This window comes from Bibersteinia trehalosi USDA-ARS-USMARC-188 (assembly GCF_000521725.1).
Taxonomy (GTDB): Bacteria; Pseudomonadota; Gammaproteobacteria; order Enterobacterales; family Pasteurellaceae; genus Bibersteinia; species Bibersteinia trehalosi.
On sequence record NZ_CP006954.1, the window covers coordinates 611985 to 636916 of the forward strand.

Annotated in this window: 23 protein-coding genes; 11 read left to right on the forward strand and 12 right to left on the reverse strand. The window is 41.4% G+C overall.

From position 1 onward, the window contains the following. Positions 1–115: 115 nt before the first annotated feature. The 10 genes from F542_RS02960 to lptF form a co-directional block, all read right to left on the reverse strand. The gene (locus tag F542_RS02960) at positions 116–472 is read right to left on the reverse strand and encodes a hypothetical protein (RefSeq protein ID WP_015433018.1); all 357 of its coding nucleotides are present in this window, start codon (positions 470–472) and stop codon (positions 116–118) included. Positions 473–830: 358 nt separating this feature from the next. After that, the gene (locus F542_RS02965) at positions 831–1979 is read right to left on the reverse strand and encodes an N-acetylmuramoyl-L-alanine amidase (protein WP_015433017.1); all 1149 of its coding nucleotides are present in this window, start codon (positions 1977–1979) and stop codon (positions 831–833) included. A gap of 18 nt (positions 1980–1997) precedes the next feature. Beyond that, positions 1998–2498, reverse strand: a complete 501-nt coding sequence (tsaE, locus tag F542_RS02970) for a tRNA (adenosine(37)-N6)-threonylcarbamoyltransferase complex ATPase subunit type 1 TsaE (RefSeq protein WP_015433016.1) — start codon at positions 2496–2498, stop codon at positions 1998–2000. Beyond that, positions 2498–3061, reverse strand: coding sequence for an oligoribonuclease (gene orn, locus F542_RS02975; protein ID WP_015433015.1), 564 nt, complete (start codon positions 3059–3061; stop codon positions 2498–2500). The genes tsaE and orn overlap by 1 nt, the downstream gene beginning before the upstream one ends. A gap of 25 nt (positions 3062–3086) precedes the next feature. Continuing rightward, positions 3087–3563, reverse strand: coding sequence for a pantetheine-phosphate adenylyltransferase (coaD, locus tag F542_RS02980; RefSeq protein WP_015433014.1), 477 nt, complete (start codon positions 3561–3563; stop codon positions 3087–3089). Between the two features lie 2 nt (positions 3564–3565). Continuing rightward, a complete protein-coding gene (gene waaA / locus F542_RS02985) occupies positions 3566–4846 on the reverse strand; it encodes a lipid IV(A) 3-deoxy-D-manno-octulosonic acid transferase (protein ID WP_015433013.1) in 1281 nt (426 codons plus the stop codon). Then, positions 4846–6093, reverse strand: a complete 1248-nt coding sequence (locus F542_RS02990; RefSeq protein WP_015433012.1) for an O-antigen ligase family protein — start codon at positions 6091–6093, stop codon at positions 4846–4848. Before F542_RS02990 ends, waaA begins: the two co-directional genes overlap by 1 nt. 55 nt (positions 6094–6148) lie before the next feature. Further along, complete coding sequence (gene dnaE / locus F542_RS02995) at positions 6149–9625, reverse strand: DNA polymerase III subunit alpha (protein WP_025266876.1); 3477 nt, start codon at positions 9623–9625, stop codon at positions 6149–6151. Between the two features lie 30 nt (positions 9626–9655). Then, positions 9656–10726: an LPS export ABC transporter permease LptG gene (gene lptG / locus F542_RS03000; RefSeq protein ID WP_025266877.1), complete on the reverse strand. Its 1071-nt coding sequence runs from the start codon at positions 10724–10726 to the stop codon at positions 9656–9658. A 4-nt stretch (positions 10727–10730) separates the two neighbouring features. Beyond that, positions 10731–11831 (reverse strand): LPS export ABC transporter permease LptF, encoded by a 1101-nt coding sequence (lptF, locus tag F542_RS03005; RefSeq protein WP_025266878.1) that lies wholly within the window; start codon positions 11829–11831, stop codon positions 10731–10733. Positions 11832–11999: 168 nt separating this feature from the next. Here lptF and F542_RS03010 point away from each other — a divergent pair, with 168 nt between their 5' ends. Continuing rightward, entirely contained in the window at positions 12000–13475 is a 1476-nt protein-coding gene (locus F542_RS03010) for a leucyl aminopeptidase (RefSeq protein WP_025266879.1), read from the forward strand. 30 nt (positions 13476–13505) lie between these two features. Here the strand turns inward: F542_RS03010 and F542_RS03015 are convergent, their stop codons facing one another. Next, complete coding sequence (locus F542_RS03015) at positions 13506–13958, reverse strand: DUF5358 family protein (protein ID WP_025266880.1); 453 nt, start codon at positions 13956–13958, stop codon at positions 13506–13508. A 138-nt stretch (positions 13959–14096) separates the two neighbouring features. On the opposite strand from F542_RS03015, the gene F542_RS03020 reads away from it, so the two are divergent. The 9 genes from F542_RS03020 to F542_RS03060 all read left to right on the forward strand — a co-directional run bounded on the left by F542_RS03020 (position 14097) and on the right by F542_RS03060 (position 22679). Beyond that, positions 14097–14915: a DNA ligase gene (locus F542_RS03020; RefSeq protein ID WP_042365552.1), complete on the forward strand. Its 819-nt coding sequence runs from the start codon at positions 14097–14099 to the stop codon at positions 14913–14915. A 93-nt stretch (positions 14916–15008) separates the two neighbouring features. Then, positions 15009–15656, forward strand: a complete 648-nt coding sequence (gene pxpB / locus F542_RS03025; RefSeq protein WP_025266882.1) for a 5-oxoprolinase subunit PxpB — start codon at positions 15009–15011, stop codon at positions 15654–15656. Beyond that, positions 15653–16582: a 5-oxoprolinase subunit C family protein gene (locus F542_RS03030; RefSeq protein ID WP_025266883.1), complete on the forward strand. Its 930-nt coding sequence runs from the start codon at positions 15653–15655 to the stop codon at positions 16580–16582. Before pxpB ends, F542_RS03030 begins: the two co-directional genes overlap by 4 nt. Continuing rightward, a complete protein-coding gene (gene pxpA / locus F542_RS03035; protein ID WP_015433002.1) occupies positions 16569–17321 on the forward strand; it encodes a 5-oxoprolinase subunit PxpA in 753 nt (250 codons plus the stop codon). The genes F542_RS03030 and pxpA overlap by 14 nt, the downstream gene beginning before the upstream one ends. Before the next feature lie 42 nt (positions 17322–17363). Then, positions 17364–18557, forward strand: a complete 1194-nt coding sequence (locus F542_RS03040) for an NRAMP family divalent metal transporter (protein ID WP_015433001.1) — start codon at positions 17364–17366, stop codon at positions 18555–18557. A gap of 280 nt (positions 18558–18837) precedes the next feature. After that, complete coding sequence (locus tag F542_RS03045; RefSeq protein WP_015432999.1) at positions 18838–19101, forward strand: oxaloacetate decarboxylase subunit gamma; 264 nt, start codon at positions 18838–18840, stop codon at positions 19099–19101. Between the two features lie 14 nt (positions 19102–19115). Next, complete coding sequence (gene oadA, locus F542_RS03050) at positions 19116–20921, forward strand: sodium-extruding oxaloacetate decarboxylase subunit alpha (RefSeq protein WP_015432998.1); 1806 nt, start codon at positions 19116–19118, stop codon at positions 20919–20921. A gap of 9 nt (positions 20922–20930) precedes the next feature. Continuing rightward, positions 20931–22235, forward strand: coding sequence for a sodium ion-translocating decarboxylase subunit beta (locus tag F542_RS03055; protein WP_015432997.1), 1305 nt, complete (start codon positions 20931–20933; stop codon positions 22233–22235). A gap of 117 nt (positions 22236–22352) precedes the next feature. Further along, on the forward strand, positions 22353–22679 hold the full coding sequence (locus F542_RS03060; RefSeq protein WP_015432995.1) for a zinc ribbon domain-containing protein YjdM: 327 nt from the start codon (positions 22353–22355) through the stop codon (positions 22677–22679). Positions 22680–22724: 45 nt separating this feature from the next. On the opposite strand, the gene F542_RS03065 is transcribed toward F542_RS03060, so the two are convergent. Beyond that, on the reverse strand, positions 22725–23615 hold the full coding sequence (locus F542_RS03065) for a LysR family transcriptional regulator (protein WP_015432994.1): 891 nt from the start codon (positions 23613–23615) through the stop codon (positions 22725–22727). A 213-nt stretch (positions 23616–23828) separates the two neighbouring features. Between F542_RS03065 and F542_RS03070 the strand changes: the two genes are divergently transcribed. Beyond that, positions 23829–24929, forward strand: coding sequence for an alpha/beta hydrolase (locus F542_RS03070; protein WP_025266884.1), 1101 nt, complete (start codon positions 23829–23831; stop codon positions 24927–24929). The last annotated feature ends 3 nt before the right edge of the window (positions 24930–24932 follow it).

Consider the following 24932-nt stretch of genomic DNA (forward strand, 5'->3'; position numbering starts at 1 on the left):
ACACAAATAAACTAACTATAGAAAATACTAAAGCTCTATTTTCATTATTTATGATATCATTTATAATATAGAAGATTAATATTAAAGATATAAATTAAATTAAATTTCATTATATTTACCAAGGCTGTTCATTCTTAATATAGTCTAATAGGATTTGGGGATCTCCAAGTGGAGGTAAAGAGTTATTTTTTACAGATTCATCAATGAACTCACCTAATCTAGTTCCTATGTAGGTTCCGGCAACAATTCCTATTCCACCAAATGGACTACCAAAAGCACCTCCTACTCGAGCACCAATAAGTCCTCCCGTTGTCCCTACAATAAGAGCTGCATCTCCTGTTCTATTACTACTTGTTGTAGTATTTTTTTCTTCTTCTATTCCAAAGAAATCATCACATTCTGGGCATCCGCTACTGACCGCAATAGCTCCTCCTGATACATGATGTAAGCAACATTGTTTAAGTTCTTTCATACTTGATTCTCCTATAAAGGATAGTGGTTTACCTCTTTTAATACAAGAGACGCAATTAAGATTGATACGCATTTCGCTTTGTGTCAATATTGTTTATTATTTTGTTGCAAAAATGTGATCTCATTAACAAAAAAGAACCATCATAAAAATATGGTTTTAAAAGTGTCGGAGAATAAGGTAAAAACACTAACAGCGTATAGCTATAGTGCTTTTGTACAAAGATAAGAAGAAAAGTAAAAAAGCAAAGAGATGAAAAAGATCAAAACGAATTTGGTTGATGATGTGGTTTTAAACGTAGCTTTTCTGATTAAGGCTTTGTGATATAAAAATAGCCCAAGCCATTTGGCTTGGGCTATTTTTACTTCACTTTAAGCCGCTGACCAACTCGAATATTATTATTCTTGATATTATTGAGTTGGCTGAGTTTTTCTGGGGTAGTTTTATACATTAAGGCAATACGGTAAAGTGTTTCATCTTGCGCCACAATGTGGTGTGTTGCATTAGGGTTTACACTTTTCTCTTGATTTTTTTTGCCCTGTTCTGTGTTTTTAGCTGATGATTTATTGTCCTTCTCTTTGGATTTACTTTCTATTTTTGCTGTTGTCTTAGATTGGGCCGCGACTTTTTTGTTCTCTTCTGCATTTGTGGTATTTGTTGATTTTTTAGTCTCTATTTTTTTAGCCGAATCGCTTTGTGCTTTTATTGATTTATCTTCTTTGTATACGGTTTTTGGGGTAGTGTAGCGAGCGGTTTTATTCGCATAAGCTACCAAACCTTGATAAATTGCTCGGGCTACCTGCTTGCGATAAGCTGTTGTTGCAAGGCGCTGTTCTTCTGTTGGATTGGATAAAAAACCAGTCTCAATGAGAATAGATGGAATATCAGGTGAACGTAACACGCTTAAGCTAGCATGCTGTGGATTTTTCTTTGCCAATGGTGAGACATTCGCCAATTTTGATAATACATTTCTCCCTAATTCATAGCCTGCACGTTGTGAGTGAGAAAACTGTAAATCTAGCACGGTTTGGTTTAAATAACGTTCGTTTGCATTTGATAATACCGAGCCAGCCCCCCCTAATAATTCAGATTGTTTTTCACGATCTTCAAGCCATTTCCCTAGTTCATCACTTGCACGTTGATTCGACAGAACCCAGACCGATGAACCACGTAAGTTATCTGAGCTTGGTGAGGAATCTGCATGAATGGAAACCAGATAATTTGCTTTACCCTTGCGAGCGATTTCAGTACGGTTGGGTAGTTGGATAAAATAGTCACCATTACGAGTCATAACTGCTTTAAAATTTGGATCGGCATCCAGTAATGCTTTTAATTCTCGGGCGATAGCAAGAGTGACTTCCTTCTCTTTTAGCCCAAGATTTTTACCGATAGCTCCGGGGTCTTTTCCTCCGTGTCCTGCGTCAATTGCAATCGTTAGCTTTGCCTGTGCGCTAATAGCAATTAGCAGACTAACTAATCCGAGAGTAAATTGGCGGATAAATTTTGTCATAGTATTTATTATTCCTTATCAAGCGGTCAATTTTGCGTAAAAATTTGCAACAAGCTGCTCTGTAACCGGATTTTGTGGCTGCAACTGAATATTCCTACCTTGTGGAGCATAGTCGATTTGGATAATTAAATCAGCCGGTGGAATCATACCTTCTCCTCGGCTCGCCCATTCCAATAAACAGAGCGTTTGCGGGCGGAAATAATCGCGAATTCCCATAAACTCCAGCTCTTCTGGATCACTTAAGCGATAAAGATCAAAGTGATATAACGCATAAGGAGGCAGATTATATTCCTCAACTAAGGTATAAGTTGGGCTTTTTACATTGCCTTGATGTCCAAAAGCCTGCACGATGCTGCGAGTAAGGGTCGTTTTTCCTGCACCTAATTCCCCATTTAAATAGATAATTAAGCCATTTTCACTTTGAGTAGCTAGCTGTTGCTTTAATATTTGTGCCAAGCTATGACCGAATTGTAAAAGTTGAGTTTCATCGGTACAGTAAAAAAAATCAGATTGTGACATTATTCTTCCAAATTGATAAAGTGTTCACGGTAAAATTTGAGTTCATTAATTGACTCTCGGATGTCATCTAACGCTAAATGAGAGTTAGTTTTACTAAATTTTTTTAGTATCTCAGGTTTCCAGCGGCTGGCAAGTTCTTTTAGCGTACTCACGTCTAAGTGGCGATAGTGAAAATATTCAGCAAGTTCTGGCATATATTTGTAAAGAAAGCGTTTATCCTGTGCAATGCTATTACCACAAATAGGTGAGACGCCTTTCGGCACCCATTTTTTTAAGAAATCCAATGTTTGTAACTCTGCCGCACGTTCGGTTAATTTACTGGTTTTTACTCGTTCAACTAAGCCATTTGCTGTATGAGTTTTTACACACCATTCGCTCATCTTACCAAGTAGCTCATCGGACTGGTGCACGGCAAGTACAGGGCCTTCAGCTAGGATATTGAGATTTTTATCAGTGATGATTGTCGCAATTTCAATGATTCTCTCTTTTTCAGGGTCAAGCCCTGTCATTTCGAGATCGATCCAAATAAGATTTTGTTTATCTTGTTGTGGTATTGAGTTCATATAATGTCCTATTTTGTAAATTTTTCTAAAATTTTAACCGCTTGATAGCATGATGTACGCATTCTGGTACAAACTGCGCAACATCCCCTTGATGGCGGAAAATTTCACGCACCATTGTTGAAGAGAGGTAACGCCACTCTACCGCGGGGGGAAAAAAGATTGTTTCCAGTGTGCCCGCCAATTTTTGGTTAAGCTGTGCGAGTTGAATTTCGTATTCGGTATCATCGGCGCCACGTAAACCGCGGATGAGGCATTTTGCTTTGTATTTTTGAGCAAGTTCTACAAGTAAACCACTAAATGCAATGATTTCAACACCACTTAAATGGGCAGTGCTTTGTTGCACAAGCTCGGCACGTTGTTTGAGCTCAAATAATGGATTTTTCGAAGGATTTTCTGCCACAGCAATAATCACTTTATCAAATAGTTGGGTGGCACGCTGAATAATATCTAAATGCCCGTTAGTAATTGGATCAAACGTTCCTGCATAAATTGCGATGTTCATTTTTAGTTCTCAATATATTTTGCGAGTAAATCTAAGTGGCGTTGTAGCGCCCCTTGATTTTCTTGTAATACAGCAAAGCCTGCTTGGCTAATCTTTTTTCCGTTCTCATGATGTTCAAGTAGATAATCAACCGCTTCGACAAGGCTATCACAATTGCTCTGAATTTCTATCACACCATTCATTTCACGTAGTTTACTGAATACTTCCGGAAAATTAAATGTGTGTTGGCCTGAAATCACGGGAAGCTCAAATGCAATAGGTTCGAGCGGATTATGCCCACCATGTTTAACTAAACTGCCACCAACAAAAGCAATTTGTGCTAACCCATATAAAATCATCATTTCTCCCATGGTGTCACCAAGTAATACAGGGGTATTTCCCATAATTGGCAGGTGACTTGAACGCTTGATATAGGCTAAATTCATTTTTTGTACTAACAGCTCAACAGAGTCAAAACGCTCTGGATGACGAGGTACTAAAATAAGCAGTAAATCAGGGTATTTTTTTAATAATTTAATATGAGCTTCTAAAATAATTCGCTCTTCGCCTTCATGTGTACTGGCTGCAATCCAAACTGGGCGATGTGTTATATTGAGCTTTATAGCAGTATCGTGCACTTTTTGGCGCTGTTTATCATCAATTACCAGATCATATTTTAAGTTGCCTGTATTAATTAGCCTTTCTGCAGGAAAACCGAGAGAAATATAGCGTTCGGCACTGACACTATCTTGCGCTAAAATCAGCTCAATTTCTGCCAACATATTTTCAACTGAGGAGCGAATCCAGCCATAGCGTTTAGCTGAGCGTGGCGATAGACGAGCATTGGCAATAATGAACGGGATTTTACTAAGCCGCATCTGGCGAATCAGGTTGGGCCATAATTCGGTCTCTATAACGATAAATAATTTGGGTTGTACGAAACGGATAAAACGACGAATAGCAAAAGGCAAATCATAAGGTAGATAGAAATGTGAAACGCGATCGCCAAAGGCTGCTTTTACCCGCGCAGACCCTGTCGGTGTCACCGTTGTTACGGTAATTGGTAACCTAGGGTAGTTTTTTTGCAAATGCTTAATAAGCGGGGTTGCTGCAATCACCTCCCCAACAGATGCGGCGTGAATAACGATGCCTTGTGGTTTTGGTTGTACAAGATCGTTATAGATACCGTAACGTTCGCTTAAGCGTTGGCGATATTCCGGTTGCTTAATACCACGTTTGTACATTATCAATAGGAGTAATGGTTGAATTAAATGAATTAAAGAGGTATAGAAAAAGCGTAACATTATTTATTTCCTAAGGATACTTGGGTTAAGCTATTCTGTTGCAGACCTAAGAAAAGCAGGGTACAAAAAATGTAGAACATCATTCCTGAATTATGCGAGAAAAACGCTTGGGTTAAACAGTAACCCATAGTTGATAAAATATGTATGATTCCTAGAGAACCCCACAAATGATTTTGTGTATTATTTCTCTCTTGTCGCATATTTTTAAAGAAAATGCTTAAGGGGACGAAAAATAGCGCTAATAAAGCAGCTAAACCACATAGCCCCCGCACATTAGCATCGTGCAAATATTGATTGTGAGCATGAGTAAACTGAGATGCATATTCAGAGATAATACGCTGTTCATAATGTTTTTTTCGTAATTGTTTTACACCTTCTAACCCCCAGCCAAACAATGGTTTTTCTTGAATACCAATGAGAGCGCTTTTCCACATATCTAGTCTAGCACCGACCGAAGTAGTACCATCATTTTTTTCAAGATAATAGGTGATTTCTTGTTGTGCTTGCGACCAACGTTTTTGTACTAAATGTCCAGCAAAGAAAGCAGCAATCGCAGCTGCAATAAGTAGTGTTACCACGACAGATTTTGAGAGCAAATGACGATTTAGCACAAAGAGTGAAATCACAATGAATGGCGCCGCTACCCAAGCACCTCGAGCTTGATTAAGTAAGCAGGTAAAAATACCTAAGCTAGTTGCAAGCAGAGCTAAAATAAACCACTTACTTTGCTGTTGCTTAAAATAGAAAGCGCTTGTCAAAGAAAATAGTGATAGCGACATTAAAATATCCCCAGCTTGAATATACATCATGGCGGGAAAGAGAAACGGTAGCTTTAAAATGAAAAATTGTACTATGCCTATCGCAGCAGCTGTGATTGTTGCAAGCACAATAGCATATAAGATCCAAATTGTTTTTAGCTGAATTTTATAGCAAACGGCAAGAATAGGGAGTAATAACAATGTACGTGCTGGTAGATCAAGTTCCCGTATTTTGCTTTGATGAAGGATTAATGAGATAACAAAAAGCAGAAAATAGAGGCTAAAAGTGGCGATAATCCATTTATCTGTTTGAGCTAATTGCCATTTTCGTTGCTTAATTTGCGGATAAAGTAACACTATTCCGAGCAGGCTTAGTAGCATTGGAATTAAGTTATAGCTAATTCTAAAGTGAAGTACCAAAATAAAAAACAAAGCCACCAATACGGTTGCGATGGTTGGTAACTGTGTTTTAAATTGTTGCAACTGCATAAGGTTTCCTTTGTAAAATTTTATGCGAAATTGACCGCTTACTTTGAGCGACAGATCACTCAAATTCTAACTCTACTGCATTTTCACCAAGTAGGGTTTTTAATTGCACCAGCATATTTTCTTTTGGTGTTACTCGCCATTCAACGCCACCACGTACCAATGCACGTCCTGTAGGGCTTTGGTAGTAAAAATGTAGTGGCAGAGTGCCCTCTTTATTGGGTTCAATAATCCCTTTAAGATCTTTAATAAACGCAGGCGTAATTTGTTCTTGATTAATCGCAAGTGCTAAGCTTTTTGCATAGCGGCTACGAGCCTCATCTAGGCTTGCCACCTCACGCACTGACATTTTTAAACCGCCACTAAAATCATCGTGCTGTACTGAACCTGTGGCAATAATAATGGCATCTTTTTGTAAGAGATCACCATAGTTTTCCAATGCTTCCGAAAATAGCGTGAGATCCAGTTTACCCGATCTATCTTCAATAGTGGCAATGCCGATACGGTTGCCTCTTTTCGTTACCGCAATACGAGAAGCCATCACAATCCCTGCTACGGTAATATTTTGTCCACGAAAAGTGGGTTGTAATTCGTTTAAACGAGTAGGAGCATAATGTGCCAATTCCTTTAAGAAACGTCCCACTGGATGTCCACTTAAATATAAGCCAAGCGTGCTCTTCTCTCCATCTAAAATCACTTGTTCAGAGAATTTTGGGGTATTGGCATAGGCATTTTGCACTTCTTCAGGGGTTTCAGTGAGTACGCCGAACATATCACTCTGCCCCAATTCTTCCATTTTAGCGTGTTGATCAGAAGCTTTTAATGCATCTTCTAAATTTTTCATCAAGGCAGCACGGTGTGGCCCTAGTTTATCGAATGCGCCTGACATAATCAGTCCCTCAAAGGTCTTGCGATTGAGTTTTTTCAAATCGACACGAGCGGTGAGATCGAATAGATCTTTAAAAATTCCCCCTTCTTCACGTACCCGTAATAACTCTTCAACTGGGCCTTCGCCTACGCCTTTAATTGCGCCTAAACCGTAAACAATCTCACCTTTTTCATTAACACTAAAACGGTATTTTCCGCTGTTTACATCTGGTGGTACAACGGTTAGCCCCATATTGATACATTCATCATAGAAGCCAACAATTTTATCGGTATTATCCATCTCGGAAGTCATCACCGCTGCCATAAATTCCGCGGGGTAATGTGCTTTGAGCCATAAGGTTTGATAGGAGACTAACGCATAGGCAGCAGAGTGAGATTTGTTAAAGCCGTAACCAGCGAATTTCTCTACAAGGTCGAAAATTTTACCCGCTAATTCACCATTGATCCCTTTGGCTTCTGCACCTGCTTCAAATACTGAGCGCTGTTTTGCCATTTCTTCTGGCTTTTTCTTACCCATCGCACGACGAAGTAAATCCGCTCCACCCAGTGTATAACCTGCAAGCGCTTGTGCGATCTGCATCACCTGCTCTTGATAAACAATAACACCGTAAGTGGGCTCTAAAATCGGTTTTAAACACTCGTGCTGATATTGTGGATCGGGGTAAGAAACTTCTTCTTTACCGTGTTTACGGTCGATAAAGTTCTGCACCATGCCCGATTCTAGAGGTCCAGGACGAAACAGAGCCACTAGTGCAATAATATCTTCAAAACAGTCGGGTTTTAGGCGAGAAATCAGATCTTTCATGCCGCGACTTTCCAACTGGAATACCGCGGTGGTTTTAGATTTCAGTAAAAGGTCGAAAGATTTTTTATCATCTAATGGAATGCTTTCAATACGTACTGGTGCTTTACCCTCTTTTTCAAGGCGAGTATTAATCATCTCCAACGCCCATTTGATGATAGTGAGCGTACGTAACCCTAAGAAGTCGAATTTTACCAGCCCTGCATATTCCACATCATTTTTATCAAAATGGGTAACAGGGTGTAGCCCTTCATTATCGCAATAGAGTGGTGAGAAATCAGTAATCGCGGTTGGGGCAATCACTACCCCACCTGCGTGTTTACCGAAGTTACGGGTAACACCTTCAAGCTTGCGAGCCATGTCGATCAGTGCTTCAACTTCCTCATCACTGTCGTACAGTTCTTGTAGCTTTGGCTCTTCTTTGAAAGCCTGTTCCAGTGTCATACCTGGGGTAGGTGGAATGAGTTTGGAAATGCGGTCGCAAAAACTGTAGGAGTGTCCAAGCACACGCCCTACATCACGCACAACGGCTTTTGCCGCCATCGCACCAAAGGTGATAATTTGTGAAACGGCTTGGCGACCGTAAGTTTCTGAAACGTGCTCAATGACTCGATCTCGCCCTTCCATACAGAAGTCCACGTCAAAATCGGGCATTGAAACACGTTCAGGGTTTAAGAAACGCTCGAAAAGAAGATCAAATTCGAGTGGATCTAAATCCGTAATTTTTAATGCATATGCCACCAACGAGCCAGCACCAGAACCACGCCCAGGGCCTACAGGGATACCATTGTCTTTCGACCACTGGATAAATTCCATCACGATCAGGAAGTAACCAGGGAAGCCCATCTGGTTAATCACGTCTAGCTCAACTTGCAATCTTTCGTCATAAACCGACCGCTTGTTTTTTCGCTCTTCGGGATCTGGGAAGAGAAATTCAAGCCGCTCTTCCAAACCTTCGCGAGATTTTTGTACTAAATAGTCTTCGGTAGACAGCTCGCCCGTTGGGAAATTTGGCAAAAAGTATTCACCCAAACGAATCGTCACATTACAGCGTTTGGCAATTAGCACCGTATTTTCTAAGGCTTGTGGTAAATCGGCGAAGAGTTGGCACATTTCCGCCTCTGAACGGAAATATTGCTGTGGTGAGTATTTTTTAGGGCGTTTAGGATCATCAAGAGTGTAGCTATCGTGAATAGCAACTCGAATTTCATGTGCTTCAAAGTCTTCTTCTTTGAGAAACATCACATCATTGACAGCCACTAACGGAATGGCAAATTTTTTGGCAAATTTGACCGCTTGCTGAATGTAGCGTTCTTCATCTACACGTCCTGTTCGACAAAGAGAAAGATAATAGTGGTTTGGAAAATGTTGCTGATAAAAACTAAGTAAGTTCTCTGCTTCAATATCGTTTTCTTTGAGCAGGGCTTTGCCGACATCTCCCATTCGCCCACCAGATAGCACAATAATGCCATCGGCAAGCTCAGCAAGCCATGCTTTTTCTAGCACAGGGAGATCAAAATAGCCTTGTTGATAGGCTCTTGAAATGAGTAAGGTAATATTTTGATAACCTGTATTATTTTTGGCAAGCAGTGTCAGTTCAAAGCGCTCTTCACTCTCTGGCTCTGGGCGAACGAGAACATCCATCGCAACAATTGGTTTAACGCCTGAGCCCTGTGCTTCGCCATAAAAACGCACAAGTCCACAAAAGTTACTAAAATCGGAGATCGCCATTGCCACCATATTATTGGCAACGCAGGCTTTTACTAATGGCTTCACTTTGGCTAAGCCATTAATCATTGAGAAATCACTGTGTACTTTTAAGTGTACGAAACGGGGTTGGGACATAGTTTGCAATGAATAATTAATAATGGAAAATTAATCTCTTTTTTTACTCAACAACCACCACACAATTAAAATACAAACAATGCTTGGAATTAATGCACTAATTGCCACGGGGAGCCAAGAAACGACTAAGGTTAAATTGCCGAAAACGATATTTGCCACATAAAAGCTGAAACCGGCGATAACGCCAATCACAATTTTCAAGCCCATTGCACTACTTCTTAATGGACCAAAAATAAAGGAGATTGCCAGTAGCATCATGACTGCCATTGCAAGTGGTTCATAAAGTTTACGCCAAAAGGTTATCTCAAAGCGTTTAGCATCTTGTCCTGTGTCTTTTAAGAACCCCACATAATCTGCCAAGCCTGAAATTGAAAGAGATTCCGGTTTAAGTGAAACAATCCCTAATTTGCTTGGCGTAATACTGGTTTTCCAAGGCTGGTCGGCCAATTGTGATTGTGCAATTTTTTCATCATTAATGACCGCTTGTTGTACATTTTGTAGTTGCCATTCATTGCCTGACTGGAAAGTTGCTTTTTCCGCAGAAAGTATCGATTTCAGTTCTCGCTCTTCAAAATGATAAATCAAAATATCATTCAGATTTTGTTCATCGGTAATACGGCGAATGTAGATAAAATCTGAACCATCTTTTGCCCAAAAGCCTGCCTGTGTAGCAAGCATTGAGCCTCCACTTTGGGCAACTGCACGCATATTACGAGCAAATTGCTCGGTTTGTGGTGCAATCCATTCGCCGATTACCATTGATAAAATCATCAATGGAATCGCTGTTTTCATCACTGCAAACCCGATTTTAAAACGGGAAAAGCCTGCCGATTGCATCACCACTAATTCACTATTACTTGCCAATGCACCTAAGCCCAGTAATGAACCGATTAATGCGCCTACAGGAAAGAAATTTTCTAAATCACTGGGCAACATAAGTACGGTATAGTAAGCCGCATTTAATGCGTCATAGCTTCCTTTACCCACATGGCGGAACTCTTCCACATATTTAATAATGCCAGCAAGCCCAATAATAACGAGCAGAACTACAAAAATATAGAGCAGAATCGTTTTGCCGATATAGCGTTCTAGAATATTCATTGGATTATGCCCCTTTTCTTGCACTGAGTCGGTAACGTAATGCGGAAATTGTTTTAGTGTCCCACACATTCATCAAAATACCGAGTAGTAAAAAGCCGACTGATACAAGTGGCATCACGCTATTTGCATTGATTTTACCACTTCCTGCCACTGATTTTAGTGAACTCTGTAATAGGAAATAGATTAAGAAAATCAGTACCGCAGGGAAGAATTTGGCATAGCGACCTTGACGAGCATTCACTTTGCTTAATGGTACGGCAATTAATGCCATTAATGGCACAGCAAAAATTAAGGCTAAACGCCACTGTAATTCGGCTTTGGCTTCAGGAGAGTTTGTAGCGACTAAAGTCGAAAAGTCGGCACGTTGTACCAATTTTTCTTCAGAATCAACATCTTGGTAGCCAAGATAAGCTCTGTAATCTTCAAAATGCGAAATACGAAAATCAGCCGTTTGCGGTGTCCCTTCATAGCGGTGGCTCTCTTTTAATGTGAGCAATTGATCGCCATTCGGCAAACCTTTTAACTCACCGCTTTCTGCGACCACGACCGATGGACGATTTTTTTTCTGTTGATCAGGTTGAAAAACATAAACATCATTGATTTGGTTTTTATTTTGTTCAATGCTTTCAATAAAAAGGACATAACCGCCAGCAGAGATAAATTGCCCAGCTGTCAATGCGGAAAAACGGGGATTGGCTTTCGCTTCCGCTAAAATCTCACTTTGTTTATCAATAGCCCAGGGAGTAAGCCAAAATACGTTATAAGTAGCAAGTGCGGTCATTAGCACAGAAAGCATTAACGCAGATTTGACTAAAATCCCCGATCCCACGCCACAGGCTCGCATTACGGTGATTTCACTTTCAGAATAGAAACGGCCAAGGGTTAAAATCAGGGCAAAAAAGAGTGAAACGGGAAGAATAAATTGTGTCATTGTTGGCATACCTAGCCCAATAAGGCTAAGCACCAAATCTGTTGGAATTTTGCCACTGACAGCCGAATTGAGCACACGTACTAGCTGCTGGCTGAAGAAAATAACGATAAAAATAAACAAAATCGCAATCAGGCTTTTGGCGATTTCTTTGGTTAAATATCGGCTTAATATCACGGTTTTTCTCTTAAATTATGCTTGCAATTTTCTAACAAATGAGTAGTTTACGACCTACATTTTTACAATGAGTTGCAAGCGGATTATTTGCAGAATTTTTTGCAAAAATGAGCGCTTGAAAAAGGTGTAATCATACCTTTTTATCAAATAAAAATCACGAGAGGATTTATGCAATTTAATTTAATTCCAACAAATGAGTGGCAAAGCCAAGTAACAGATTGCTTGGTGGTCGCTGTTTTTGAAGAGGGCAAATTATCGTCCAGTGCACAACAAGTTGATCAAGCAAGTCATGGTTTTTTAAGTCAGCTACAAACGCAGGGGGATTTATCAGGCGAAGTTGCACAAGGCTTGGTGTTGCATCACGTACCAAATATTCAAGCAAAGCGTATATTAGCTATTGGTTGCGGTAAGCAGGGAGAAACTACTGAACGTCAATTTAAACAGCTGGTACAAAAATGCGTAGAATTGCTTGGTCAAACGCAAGTTAAACGAGCAGTATTTGCTTTAGCAGAAGTGGAAATTAAACAGCGTAGCCCATACTGGTCTGTGCGTTTTGCGGTGGAAGCGATTTGTGAAAGTTTATATCGTTTCGAACAGTTCAAAACGACAAAATCAGCAGAATCATCACTTGCTCAAATTAGCTTTGTTGCCGAAGGTAATGACGCAGAAACCGCTCTAGTCCACGCTCAAGCGGTGGCAATCGGGGCAAAATTTACCAAAGATGTGGCGAACTGTCCGCCAAATGTATGCAACCCACGCTATCTTGCTGATTGTGCACTAGCACTTGCTGAACAATACAGCACCATTAACACCACTATCGTTGATGAAAAACAGATGGCAGAGTTGGGTATGAATTCCTATCTTGCGGTTTCTCGTGGTTCGGCAAATGAAGCCTTTATATCGATCATCAACTATCAAAACAATGGCAATGCGAAGCCGATCGTGTTAATCGGTAAAGGTATGACTTTTGACAGTGGCGGTATTTCACTCAAACCGGGCGAAGCAATGGACGAGATGAAATACGATATGGGCGGTGCGGCAGCAGTATACGGCACAATGAAAGCGATTGCCGAGCTGAATTTGCCATTAAACGTGATTGGTGTATTAGCTGGCTGCGAAAATATGCCAGATGCCAACGCTTACCGCCCAGGTGATATTATCACTACAATGTCGGGCAAAACAGTGGAAGTGTTAAATACCGATGCGGAAGGGCGTATGGTACTTTGTGATGCTTTAACATATGCGGAGCGTTTTGAGCCTGAATTAGTGATTGATGTGGCAACCCTCACAGGGGCGTGTATGATTGCACTTGGCAACCACAATAGCGGCTTAATTTCTACCGATGATGAACTTGCCGAACAACTATTCCAAGCAGGACAGGCAAGTGGCGATAAAGTGTGGCGTTTACCGATGGGCGAAGAGTATCAAGAGCAGCTTAAATCTAACTTTGCTGATCTTGCTCACTTAGGCGGACGAATGGGCGGAGCGATTACCGCAGGCGTATTCTTATCCAACTTCGCTGAAAAATTCCGTTGGGCTCATCTAGATATTGCAGGCACCGCTTGGAAATCGGGTGCAGGAAAAGGGGCAACGGGCAGACCTGTTCCGCTTTTAACTGAGTTTTTAATCAATCACGCAAAATAAGAGATAGGGCGGAATGATCCGCCCTATTTTTTAACGAGGAGAATGAATAAGTTGTAATACATCGCCCATCATATCTGAAAACGCCATTTTAAACTGCTCACATTCTCGAACATTCACATTGGCATTTTGGTGATTAAATTTATCTAATTTATCAAAGAAATAGTGTTGTGATGCTTCATCATCCACAAAAATTGTTTTGGCATTTTGCTTACCAATGATTTTTTCCAATACTTTCGGGACTACGCCATAATTCCATACAAATTGTTCAAGCTCAGAATACTTGCTGTAAACCTGCGCTTGGGCTTGCTCGTAACTTAAACCAGCCAAATTTGGGTGAATACACTGTTCGGCATTATTCATTTGCAACACATACTCTTTCATTTGACTATTTGAAATTTTGTATTTTGCGTGGGGATATTTTTGATCTAATTCACTGCTACAAGCAGCTAAAAGGGCAGTGGCAATCAGAGCTATTTTTTTCATTTTTAATCCTTACAAGCGGTAGATTCTTCACTAATTTTTGCAAATTTTGGGACGTAGATCCCAAAAATAGATAAAAAATCGGATGTTGGCTAATCGGTTACCTATATTAACAAAACTTTGTTTGATAGGAGAAAGGTTATGTGGCGATTACTTTTGATTTTTATGGCAACATTGGCAACAGCGCAGCCTCTTAATTTAATGCTACTTGAACAGTATAAAGATCAACCTATTGATGGCTGGGTAATGAGTGAAAAGCTTGATGGTGTAAGAGGTTTCTGGGATGGTGAACAGTTGATTAGCCGCCAAGGATTCCCGCTCGCTCCGCCTGATTATTTCATCAAAAATTTTCCTCCTTTCGCTATTGATGGCGAGCTTTTCAGTGAGCGCGGCAAATTTGAAGAAATTGCGGCAACCGTGCGTTCGGCAAATCCGAAAGGGTGGTACAAATTAAAATTACACGTTTTTGATGTGCCAAATGCCGAAGGCGATCTTTTTGCAAGGTTGACGAAACTACAAAACTTTCTTGCAGAAAACCCAAGTAATCATATTGAAATTATTGAGCAGATCCCTGTAAAAGATAAGGCTCATCTCAATGCTTTTTTCAATGAAGTCCAAAAACTAGGTGGTGAAGGTGTGGTAGTTCGTAATCCAAATTCGCCTTATATTCAAGGCAGATCGGCACAAATTCTCAAACTTAAAGCCATTGATGATGAAGAATGTACAGTGATTGCTCATCATAAAGGCAAAGGGAAATATGCGGATAAATTAGGTTCAATTACCTGTGAAAATGAACGTGGTCGCTTTCGGATTGGTTCAGGTTTTAAAGATAAAGAGAGAGAAAATCCGCCCGCTATCGGCATGGTAATTACGTATAAATATCGAGGTTTAACTGCAAATGGCAAACCACGTTTTGCCACATATTGGCGTGAACGGAGTGATATTTTGCAACAAAAATAACGTATAGATCACAATTTTTTGAAAATCTATTTGACAGGAAAAATGTTCGAGCGTAAAACGTTTTTACCTTTTATTAACATTTTGGGGCGTTTTATGCTCACCATTCATCATACGAGCGAACATTCCCTGCTGTGTTCTGCTTCCCCGCCTGCTGAACTTAGCAAACAGCAACAAATTTGGGCTATATCTGCGCAAGCTCGTCGCTTACCGAATGTACAAGAAGTCGTAGTAGGTATGAATAATTTTACCGTCTATTATGATTTATTCACCGCTAGCCAACCCCTCATTGAGCATTTGCAAGCCCTGTGGGAAAACTATCAAACGCAAACGACCAAAACTGCTCGCTGTGTAGAAATCCCAGTGCATTATGGCGGTGAATTTGGCGAAGATTTATTTGAGGTTGCGCGCTTTCACCATACTACGCCTGAAGAGATTATCCGCCGTCATACCGACCCGACTTACACCGTATTTATGATCGGCTTTCAAGCTGGTTTTCCTTATCTCAATGGCTTGCCTGAAAATTTACACACGCCACGCCGTGACGTACCACGCACCAAAGTACCTGCTGGTTCTGTTGGGATTGGCGGTAGTCAAACGGGGATCTATCCTTTTACCTCGCCAGGAGGTTGGCAGTTACTTGGACGAACTGAGCTTCCTCTATTTGATATTCAGAAATCTCCGCCTACTTTGTTAAGTGCTGGAGATAATGTCCGTTTTGTCGCAGAGAGTATCCGTCTATGATCTACATTAAACAAATGCAAGGGTTTGCCTATATTCAAGATTTAGGACGTTATGGTTATCGCTTGCTCGGTATTGGGCATAGTGGTGCAATGGATAAACTTGCCTTACAAGCGGGTAATTTATTGTTAAAAAATGCAGAAAATGCCCCTGCGATAGAAATTACCTTAGGCGGAATGAGCCTGACTTTTGACTGCGATACACCATTTTGCTTTACGGGGGCATTAGTCGAAGCAGAGCTTGATGGTTCGCCTATTTTTGCTTATTTCCGCTACACCGCCAAAGCTCGTCAGACCTTAACTCTCAAGCGTATTGTTCAAGGTAATTATGCTTATCTTTGTGTCGCAGGCGGTTTTCTGGTGCAGCAGGTACTTGGTTCAGCCAGTACCGATCTCAAAGCTCAATTTGGCGGCTATCAAGGGCGAATGTTAAAAGCTGGTGATACGATTCCAACAGCTTTACGTGATACCCAATTATCATTTCTAGGCGTTGAGCCGATCAATTTTACTCAGCGAATTGGGGCAACAACCTCTTCTGAATATGATGCTTTTACCCAAGACAGCCGAGAACGTTTTTGGCAACAAGGGTGGATACTGCAGCACAATAGCAATCGGATGGGCTACCGTTTTGCAGAAAATCCACTGAAATTGACCGCTTCCCTTGAAATGCTTTCATACGCAGCGCCTGCTGGCACTGTGCAAGTCCCTCCTGATGGGCAGCCTATTGTGTTAATGGCCGATGCCCAAACTACAGGGGGCTATCCTAAAATTGCTTGCATAATTCAAGCTGATCTTGGGCGATTAGCCCAAACCCAAATTGGTCGTTCAGTACAATTTGAATTATTAAGCCGTGAACAAGCAGTGGCTCGTTTCCAACAAGATCAAGATTATTTAGCGAACATTTGGAGAAAAGCAAATGAAGAGAATTGATTTAAATGTAGATCTCGCCGAAGGCTGTGCCAATGATGAGCAATTACTACAGCTAGTAAGCTCGGCAAATGTCAGTTGTGGCTTGCATGCAGGCGATTACAATGAAATGCGTAAAGCCATTTTATGGGCAAAAGCAAATAATGTACGAGTTGGTGCTCACCCGAGTTTTCCCGATCGAGAAAATTTTGGACGAACCAATATGAATTTGCCCAATGATGAAATAAAAGCTTGCTTGCTTTATCAGCTAGGAGCAATCAAAGCTTTATGTGATGCGGAAAGTGTTCGATTGAGTTATGTAAAACCACACGGTGCATTATATAACCAAGCCGCAAAAGATCCTCAACTTGCAGGCTTGATTGCAGAAACTATTAAACACTTTGATCCTTCACTAAAATTGATGGGGCTCTCCGGTAGTTTAATGCTCTCTGTTGCTGAAAACATTGGGTTGGAAACGATTTCTGAAGTATTTGCTGATCGCCGTTATCTTGCCGATGGTTCTCTAGTGCCAAGATCTCGCCCTGATGCAATGGTAGAAAGCGATGGTGAAGCAATCGCTCAAGTATTGGAAATGATTGAACAGGGCACTGTGCTTACTGTAGATGGCGGTAACGTACCGATTAAAGCAGAAAGTGTTTGCTTGCATGGCGATGGCGAGCACGCCGTGGTATTTGCCAAGAGAATTTTGGAGGAATTGAGAAATCGGGGGATTTCGATCTGCTCTGACAATCCAATAACTTGATTAAAATGACAAATAAAAAACAACAAAAACAGGAGAGACAATATGTCAAATACAACAAAAAACCGTAGTGCTTTGCTCGGCGCTGCTTTTTTGATGGCAACCTCTGCCATTGGACCGGGATTTTTAACCCAAACTGCCACTTTTACGCAAACACTACTTGCTAGTTTCGGCTTTGTGATTTTGCTTTCAATTCTGCTAGATATTGGAGCACAGCTAAATATTTGGCGTATTGTGGCAGTCTCTGAAAAGAAAGCACAGGATATTGCAAATGTGGTATTGCCTGGGGCGGGATATTTCCTGGCAATTTTGATTGTCATGGGTGGGCTTGCATTCAATATCGGCAATGTAGGTGGTGCGGGTTTAGGCTTGAATATTCTCACAGGATTTGCTCCTGAAACAGGAGCGATTATTAGTGGTGCGATAGCGGTAGGCGTGTTCTTATTCCGTGAAGCAGGTAAAGTGATGGATAGATTTGCCCAAATTATGGGCTTTATTATGATCGCTTTGACTATTTTTGTTGCGGTAAAATCTAACCCGCCTATTGGTGATGCAGTTGTGCATACTTTTATTCCCGCACAACTTGATGTTATTGCGATTGTTACGCTCGTAGGCGGTACTGTTGGAGGATATATTACTTTTGCTGGTGCACATCGGTTGTTAGATGCGGGGATTAAAGGCAAAGAAAATCTTAAAGAAGTGAGTAAAAGCTCTGTCTCTGCCATTTTGATCGCCTCAATTATGCGCGTGGTACTTTTCTTAGCGGTATTAGGCGTTGTATCACAAGGCGTAAAACTTAATCCAGCAAACCCAGCATCAACCCCATTTGAATATGTGGCGGGTAATATCGGACTAATTATTTTCGGTATCGTCATTTGGGCGGCGTCCATTACATCTGTAATTGGTGCAGCTTATACTTCAGTTTCATTTATCACCTCCTTCTCACCGTTTATTGAGAAGCATAAAAACTGCTTTATCGTTGCCTTTATTATTATTTCAACCGCAGTGCTTGCGACTGTTGGTAGACCTGCTCAAGTATTGGTTTTTGTTGGCACACTAAATGGTCTAATTTTACCTATTTCTCTTGGCTTAGTGCTGCTGGCAGCACATAAAAGCAAAATTGTGGGCGACTATAAACACCCAGTTTGGATGACAATAGCAGGTGCTGTTGTTGTAGTGAGCATGGCAATTTTAAGTATGATGACTCTTTCAAAATATATTTCTGGGCTATTTGCCTAACTGGTTTGAGGCTGCAATGGCAGCCTTTTATTTTGCAAATTTTTCGCAGAAATTGACCGCTTATATTATTAGGGCGTATTGGTGTTTCAAACGGGGTTGTGGTTTCGGCAAAAATTCGCCAAGCCCGCTGGGGGGGATTTTTAATCGACAACGTCACTTCATTTGAAACATCAATACGCCCTAACGTATTAGAAAATTTTATGATTTAAATTAGATTTAATATTGAGTTTTGCTGTTATCTCGTTTACATTACAGACTATCTTTTTGATAGGAGTGAAAAATGAGTGAAACCGAACTATTACGAGAAGGGTTAAACTTGATGTTAGTTGGAATGGGATTTGTGTTAGTTTTCCTCTTTCTGCTAATTTTTGCTATTAGCCTGATTTCTAAAGTCGTTAATACTTATTTCCCAGAACACACACCACAATCAGCAACCTCTGCACCTGCGCCTATCTCAACGGCTAGTGTGAATGATATTGCGTTGCTGCGTCCAGTGATCGCTGCCGCGATCGCCCATCACCGCCGCCAACAAGGGCTACATTAAATTAAGGATCAATCATGACAAAAAAAATTGCCATTACTGACGTTGTATTGCGTGATGCTCACCAATCTCTATTTGCTACCCGTCTACGTTTAGACGATATGTTACCGATTGCCAAAGAATTAGATGATATTGGCTATTGGTCTTTAGAAGCGTGGGGTGGTGCAACTTTCGACTCTTGTATCCGTTTCTTAGGCGAAGATCCGTGGGTGCGTTTGCGTGAATTGAAAAAAGCAATGCCTAAAACCCCTCTGCAAATGTTATTGCGTGGTCAGAATTTATTAGGCTATCGCCATTATGCCGATGATGTGGTGGATAAATTTGTGGAACGTTGCGTCGCAAACGGTATGAGTGTCTTCCGTGTATTTGATGCGATGAATGACCCACGCAATATGCAACAAGCACTACAAGCGGTGAAAAAACAAGGCGGACATGCACAAGGGACATTAAGTTATACCACCAGCCCTGTGCATACCTTGCAAACTTGGTTAGATGTGACCGAGCAGTTAATGGAAATCGGCATTGATTCTTTGGTGATCAAAGATATGTCAGGTATTTTAACCCCATTTGCCGCAAGTGAATTGGTTAGCGAAATCAAAAAACGTTTTGATGTTGAGCTACACTTACACTGCCATTCAACCACAGGTATGGCAGAAATGGCATTGCTTAAAGCGATTGAGGCTGGTATTGATGGAGTAGATACCTCTATCTCTTCAATGAGCGGTACTTATGGTCACCCTGCAACTGAATCATTAGTGGCCACCTTACAAGGCACACAATTTGATACAGGATTAAGCATTCCTAAGTTAGAAAAAATTGCCGCTTATTTTCGTGAAGTACGTAAAAAATACCACGCTTTTGAAGGGCAATTAAAAGGGGTAGATAGCCGTATTTTAGTGGCACAAGTGCCGGGCGGTATGCTTACCAACCTTGAAAGCCAGCTTAAACAACAAAACGCAGCGGATAAATTAGATGCGGTATTAACTGAAATTCCAAAAGTACGTGAAGATTTAGGTTTCTTGCCGCTTGTTACCCCGACTTCGCAAATCGTAGGGACTCAAGCAGTAATGAACGTATTAATGGGTGAGCGTTACAAAACTATCGCTAAAGAAACCGCGGGCGTATTAAAAGGTGAATATGGTAGAACGCCTGCTCCTGTTAATACTGAATTACAAGCTCGTGTTTTGGAAGGTGGAGAAGCGATTACGTGTCGCCCTGCAGATAAAATCGCCCCAGAAATGGATAAACTGCTTGCGGAGGTGAAAGCACAAGCGGCTGAAAAAGGGTTAAAACTTGCAAATGAGGTGGACGATACATTAATCGTGGCACTTTTCCAACAAGTTGGCTGGAAATTCTTAGAAAACCGTGATAACCCAGCCGCGTTTGAGCCTGTACCAACTGCAGAAAGCAAAGCCGCAGAGAAATCAGCGGCAGCGCCTACACCGAAAGCAGGTGAACCAGCGGTTTACACCGTTGAGCTTGAAGGCAAAGCGTTTGTGGTGAAAGTGAGTGATGGTGGCGATATTAGCCAAATCAGCCAAGTTGCCGCACCGCAAGCGGCTGCTCCTGTTGCAGCCCCAGCATCTGCGGCAGCCGCACCAGCAGGTGCTGGCGAGCCAGTTACTGCACCAATGGCAGGTAACATTGTTAAAGTGTTGGTTTCTGAAGGGCAAACTGTTGCACAAGACGAAGTGTTACTCATCTTAGAAGCCATGAAAATGGAAACCCAAATCTGTGCAACCAAAGCTGGCACAGTAAAAGGTATTAAAGTCAAAGCAGGCGATGTGGTTGCCGTTGGCGACACCTTGCTAGAGCTTGCCTAAGGGGGCTGAATGGAAAGCATTATTGCATTAATTCAAGGCACAGGCTTAATGCACTTAGAGTGGGGGCAAGCGGTGATGATTATCATCAGTTTGGTGCTACTCTGGCTTGCAATTTCTAAGCAGTTTGAGCCGTTATTATTGCTGCCGATTGGTTTCGGCGGCTTGCTTTCAAACATTCCTGAGGCAGGCTTAGCAATGACTGCACTGGATAATTTGCTACACAGTGGCACAGCCGAACAGTTGGCGATTGTGGCTGCAAAATTAGGCACAAGTGCAGATTTAGGCTCAATTAAAACCGCTTTAAACACTGCTCTGCCATCAGTTCAAAATGAATTGGATGTGATGGCGGGCGATATGGGTTATACCGCTGGTGTACTCGCCTTATTCTATAAAATTGCAATTGGCTATGGGGTTGCACCGCTGATTATCTTTATGGGCGTTGGTGCAATGACAGACTTCGGCCCTCTACTTGCTAACCCAAGAACGCTACTTTTAGGTGCTGCAGCACAATTTGGTATCTTTGCAACTGTACTCGGTGCAGTGGGCTTAAACTGGTTAGGTGTGATTGATTTCACTCTGCCACAAGCTGCAGCCATCGGGATTATCGGTGGTGCAGACGGCCCAACTGCAATCTATATTGCCAGCAAACTCGCCCCTGAATTATTAGGTGCAATTGCAGTTGCAGCTTACTCTTATATGGCATTGGTGCCGTTAATCCAACCTCCAATTATGAAGGCTTTAACTAATGAGCAAGAACGTAAAATCAAAATGGTACAACTTCGCCACGTTAGTAACCGTGAGAAAATCTTGTTTCCAATTGCATTATTGTTATTAGTCGCTTTCTTGTTACCGGATGCAGCACCATTGCTCGGTATGTTCTGTTTCGGTAACTTATTAAGAGTCAGTGGCGTGGTTGAGCGTTTGAACGACACCGCACAAAATGCATTAATTAACATTACCACGATTTTCTTAGGTTTATCCGTAGGTTCAAAATTAGTTGCCGATAAATTCTTACAACCGCAAACATTGGGTATTTTATTATTGGGTGTTATTGCATTCTGTATTGGTACCGCAAGTGGTGTATTAATGGCAAAACTGATGAACAAAGTGAGCAAAAACAAAGTAAACCCACTGATTGGTGCCGCAGGTGTTTCAGCTGTACCGATGGCTGCTCGTGTAGCCAATAAGGTGGGCTTGGAAGCGGATAAACAAAACTTCCTACTCATGCACGCAATGGGCCCGAATGTGGCTGGCGTAATCGGCTCAGCCATTGCCGCTGGGGTAATGCTCAAATATATCGCAACACTTGGCTAAACGAGATGAAATAAAAAAATCCCACTTCGGTGGGATTTTTTCTGCTTGTATTTTGCAAAATTTTCCCTGAAATCGACCGCTTGCTTTATAATAATGCTTTTTTTAACGGAGATAACAATGGATTTCCCTATTTGCCCACAATGTAACAGTGAAAATACTTACCACGATTCTATTCAATTTGTTTGCCCAGACTGTGCTTATGAATGGACAGGCGAAGAAGTTGCAGAGCAAGATGATGAAGATGTATTAATCGTTAAAGATGCTAATGGTAACTTACTTGCAGATGGTGATGATGTTATTTTAGTCAAAGATCTTAAACTAAAAGGTTCATCAGAGGTATTAAAAAAGGGTACAAAATATAAAGGTATCCGCCTTGCCCATGGCGATCACAATGTTGATTGCGGTAAGATTATGCTGAAATCAGAGTTTTTGAAGAAAGCTTAATATCCCATTAAAGGCTAAGTTTATACTTAGCCTTATCTATATATTTTAAATTCGTAATTGCGCAACGAGTGCCTGAAAAAGCGGTGAATTTTGGCGGCGGTTAGGGTAATAAAGATGATAGCCGTTATAGTGCATTGCCCATTCATTCAGAATAGGAACGAGCGTGCCGTTATTTAACTCGGTTTGAATGCTGTCTTTCGGTGTCCAAATAATGCCTAATCCCTGTTTTGCGTAGTGAGGCAATAAGAAGCCGTTGTTTACGGTGAGATTACCTTGTGGCTGAAGCTTGATCATTTTTTGCGTGATGGGATCATTAAATTCCCACGTCATAATGCCCCCCAGCGTGGCAAGACGATGTTTTAGGCAACAATGTTTGGTTAAATCAAAAGGGGTTTTTGGCGTGCCAAATTTTGCCAGATAGTCAGGACTGGCAGCGGTAACCATTTGTAAATCAGGCGAAATGCGTAACGCAATCATATCTTTGGCAACATCTTCGCCAAGCCGTATGCCCGCATCAAAACGCTCTGCCACAATATCCACAAAACGGTCTTCGGCAACCAGTTCTAATTCCACTTCGGGATAACGTTTGGCAAATTCAGCAAATTTATCGGCTAACACATAGCGAAAAACGTGTTCATTGCCGTTAATGCGTAGTGAGCCTTTGACGGTATTGCGAAATGCACTTAATTCGTCTATTTCTTGGTCAATTTCTGCAAAAAGTGGCACGAGTCGCTGATAGAGCTGTTCGCCTGCTTCGGTGGTGGAAATACTACGAGTGGTGCGGTAAAACAGTTTTATATTCAACCGTTCTTCAATGCCTTTAATACTATGGGATAACGCCGACTGCGATACGCCCATTTGTGCTGCGGCTTTGGTAAAACTGCCTGTTTGTGCCACTTTCAAAAAGGCACGGAGATCGTTAAGGTTTTCTTTCATGTTGACTTTATTGATGAATTTTTTTCATAAGAGTATCCTGATTTTCCTATCTAATCAAAATAAATCTACCGTTTTATACTTATCTTAAAACAAGCAAGCGATTAGAAATCAGATGAAATTTGCAAAATGGCTTATACGGTAAAATTAAAAGAGCCGCAATAGACGCTAATACAAGCGATTGCGACATTATTCTAAATTCAAACGGAGCAAAAAATGAAATTAAAAACGACTTTGTTACTCGCAACATTAAGTGCGGTAGTTTTAACTGGTTGCCAAACTGCAAGCAATGCCTTACAGATTGAAAAACAGGGTAGCTTTACCGTAGGCGGAAGCTATGTGACTCACAAAGGCACATTTAATCCCGAGCACTTTATTAGCCCGAATGGGCAACGTGCTTATGGCGATTTTGCTTATGTGAAATATCAAACGCCCGTCAATGCGAAAAAATATCCACTGATTTTCCAACACGGTGGCGCACAATCTTCTCGCACGTGGGAAAGTACCGTTGATGGGCGTGAAGGTTTTGATAGTTTATTTTTGCGTAAAGGGTATAGCGTTTATTTGCTAGATCAGCCAAGAAGCGGTAAAGCGAACCTTTCTACCCAAGCTGTTACTCCTGATACCCCTTGGGCAAGTAATCCAATGTATGGCGATAAAACATTATGGATTCTTTCTCGAATGGGCAGTTACGATAACAACGGCAAGCCTGTGGCGAATGCTCAATTTCCACAAGGTGAAACAGCTTATCAAGCCTTCCAACAAGCGTGGACAATTGGCTCTGGCCCGCTGGATAATGATTTAAATGCAGACGTATTAGCACAGCTCGTTAATCAAACTGATGGTGCAATCCTTGTGACTCACTCAATGGGGGGGACTATCGGTTGGCGTGCTGCATTGCGTTCAAACAAAGTAAAAGGCATTGTGGCGTGGGAACCCGGTGGTACACCGTTTATCTTCCCTGAAAATGAAATGCCAAAAATCACCAAAGCTCGCTTTGAAGCGCTTAGCGGATCGGCAATAGGCGTACCAATGAGCGAATTTAAGAAACTGACTCAACTTCCAATCGTGCTTTACTACGGTGACTATATTCAAGTGGGATCGAAAAATGTTGGCGAAGATAAATGGGGAACTGAACTGGAAATGGCAAAACAATTTGTAGCAGCCATCAATAGACATGGTGGAGATGCGACACTCGTTCATTTGCCTGAGATCGGCATTAAAGGCAACTCACACTTTTTAATGGGTGAAAAAAACAATGCCCAACTCGCCGCGTTAGCCGCTGATTGGTTAAAAGCGAAAGGGTTAGATAAATAATCA

Bases quoted from the DNA above. Each gene is read 5' to 3' on its own strand.
- F542_RS03045 (WP_015432999.1), top strand. From the start codon at position 18,838: ATGAGTGAAACCGAACTATTACGAGAAGGGTTAAACTTGATGTTAGTT.
- orn (WP_015433015.1), bottom strand. From the start codon at position 3,061: ATGAACTCAATACCACAACAAGATAAACAAAATCTTATTTGGATCGAT.
- F542_RS03010 (WP_025266879.1), top strand. From the start codon at position 12,000: ATGCAATTTAATTTAATTCCAACAAATGAGTGGCAAAGCCAAGTAACA.
- F542_RS03055 (WP_015432997.1), top strand. From the start codon at position 20,931: ATGGAAAGCATTATTGCATTAATTCAAGGCACAGGCTTAATGCACTTA.
- F542_RS03060 (WP_015432995.1), top strand. From the start codon at position 22,353: ATGGATTTCCCTATTTGCCCACAATGTAACAGTGAAAATACTTACCAC.
- tsaE (WP_015433016.1), bottom strand. From the start codon at position 2,498: ATGTCACAATCTGATTTTTTTTACTGTACCGATGAAACTCAACTTTTA.
- F542_RS03040 (WP_015433001.1), top strand. From the start codon at position 17,364: ATGTCAAATACAACAAAAAACCGTAGTGCTTTGCTCGGCGCTGCTTTT.
- F542_RS02960 (WP_015433018.1), bottom strand. From the start codon at position 472: ATGAAAGAACTTAAACAATGTTGCTTACATCATGTATCAGGAGGAGCT.
- pxpB (WP_025266882.1), top strand. From the start codon at position 15,009: ATGCTCACCATTCATCATACGAGCGAACATTCCCTGCTGTGTTCTGCT.
- lptG (WP_025266877.1), bottom strand. From the start codon at position 10,726: ATGAATATTCTAGAACGCTATATCGGCAAAACGATTCTGCTCTATATT.
- F542_RS03015 (WP_025266880.1), bottom strand. From the start codon at position 13,958: ATGAAAAAAATAGCTCTGATTGCCACTGCCCTTTTAGCTGCTTGTAGC.
- F542_RS03065 (WP_015432994.1), bottom strand. From the start codon at position 23,615: ATGAAAGAAAACCTTAACGATCTCCGTGCCTTTTTGAAAGTGGCACAA.
- F542_RS02990 (WP_015433012.1), bottom strand. From the start codon at position 6,093: ATGCAGTTGCAACAATTTAAAACACAGTTACCAACCATCGCAACCGTA.
- F542_RS02965 (WP_015433017.1), bottom strand. From the start codon at position 1,979: ATGACAAAATTTATCCGCCAATTTACTCTCGGATTAGTTAGTCTGCTA.
- waaA (WP_015433013.1), bottom strand. From the start codon at position 4,846: ATGTTACGCTTTTTCTATACCTCTTTAATTCATTTAATTCAACCATTA.
- F542_RS03020 (WP_042365552.1), top strand. From the start codon at position 14,097: ATGTGGCGATTACTTTTGATTTTTATGGCAACATTGGCAACAGCGCAG.
- coaD (WP_015433014.1), bottom strand. From the start codon at position 3,563: ATGAACATCGCAATTTATGCAGGAACGTTTGATCCAATTACTAACGGG.
- F542_RS03070 (WP_025266884.1), top strand. From the start codon at position 23,829: ATGAAATTAAAAACGACTTTGTTACTCGCAACATTAAGTGCGGTAGTT.
- dnaE (WP_025266876.1), bottom strand. From the start codon at position 9,625: ATGTCCCAACCCCGTTTCGTACACTTAAAAGTACACAGTGATTTCTCA.
- F542_RS03030 (WP_025266883.1), top strand. From the start codon at position 15,653: ATGATCTACATTAAACAAATGCAAGGGTTTGCCTATATTCAAGATTTA.
- pxpA (WP_015433002.1), top strand. From the start codon at position 16,569: ATGAAGAGAATTGATTTAAATGTAGATCTCGCCGAAGGCTGTGCCAAT.
- oadA (WP_015432998.1), top strand. From the start codon at position 19,116: ATGACAAAAAAAATTGCCATTACTGACGTTGTATTGCGTGATGCTCAC.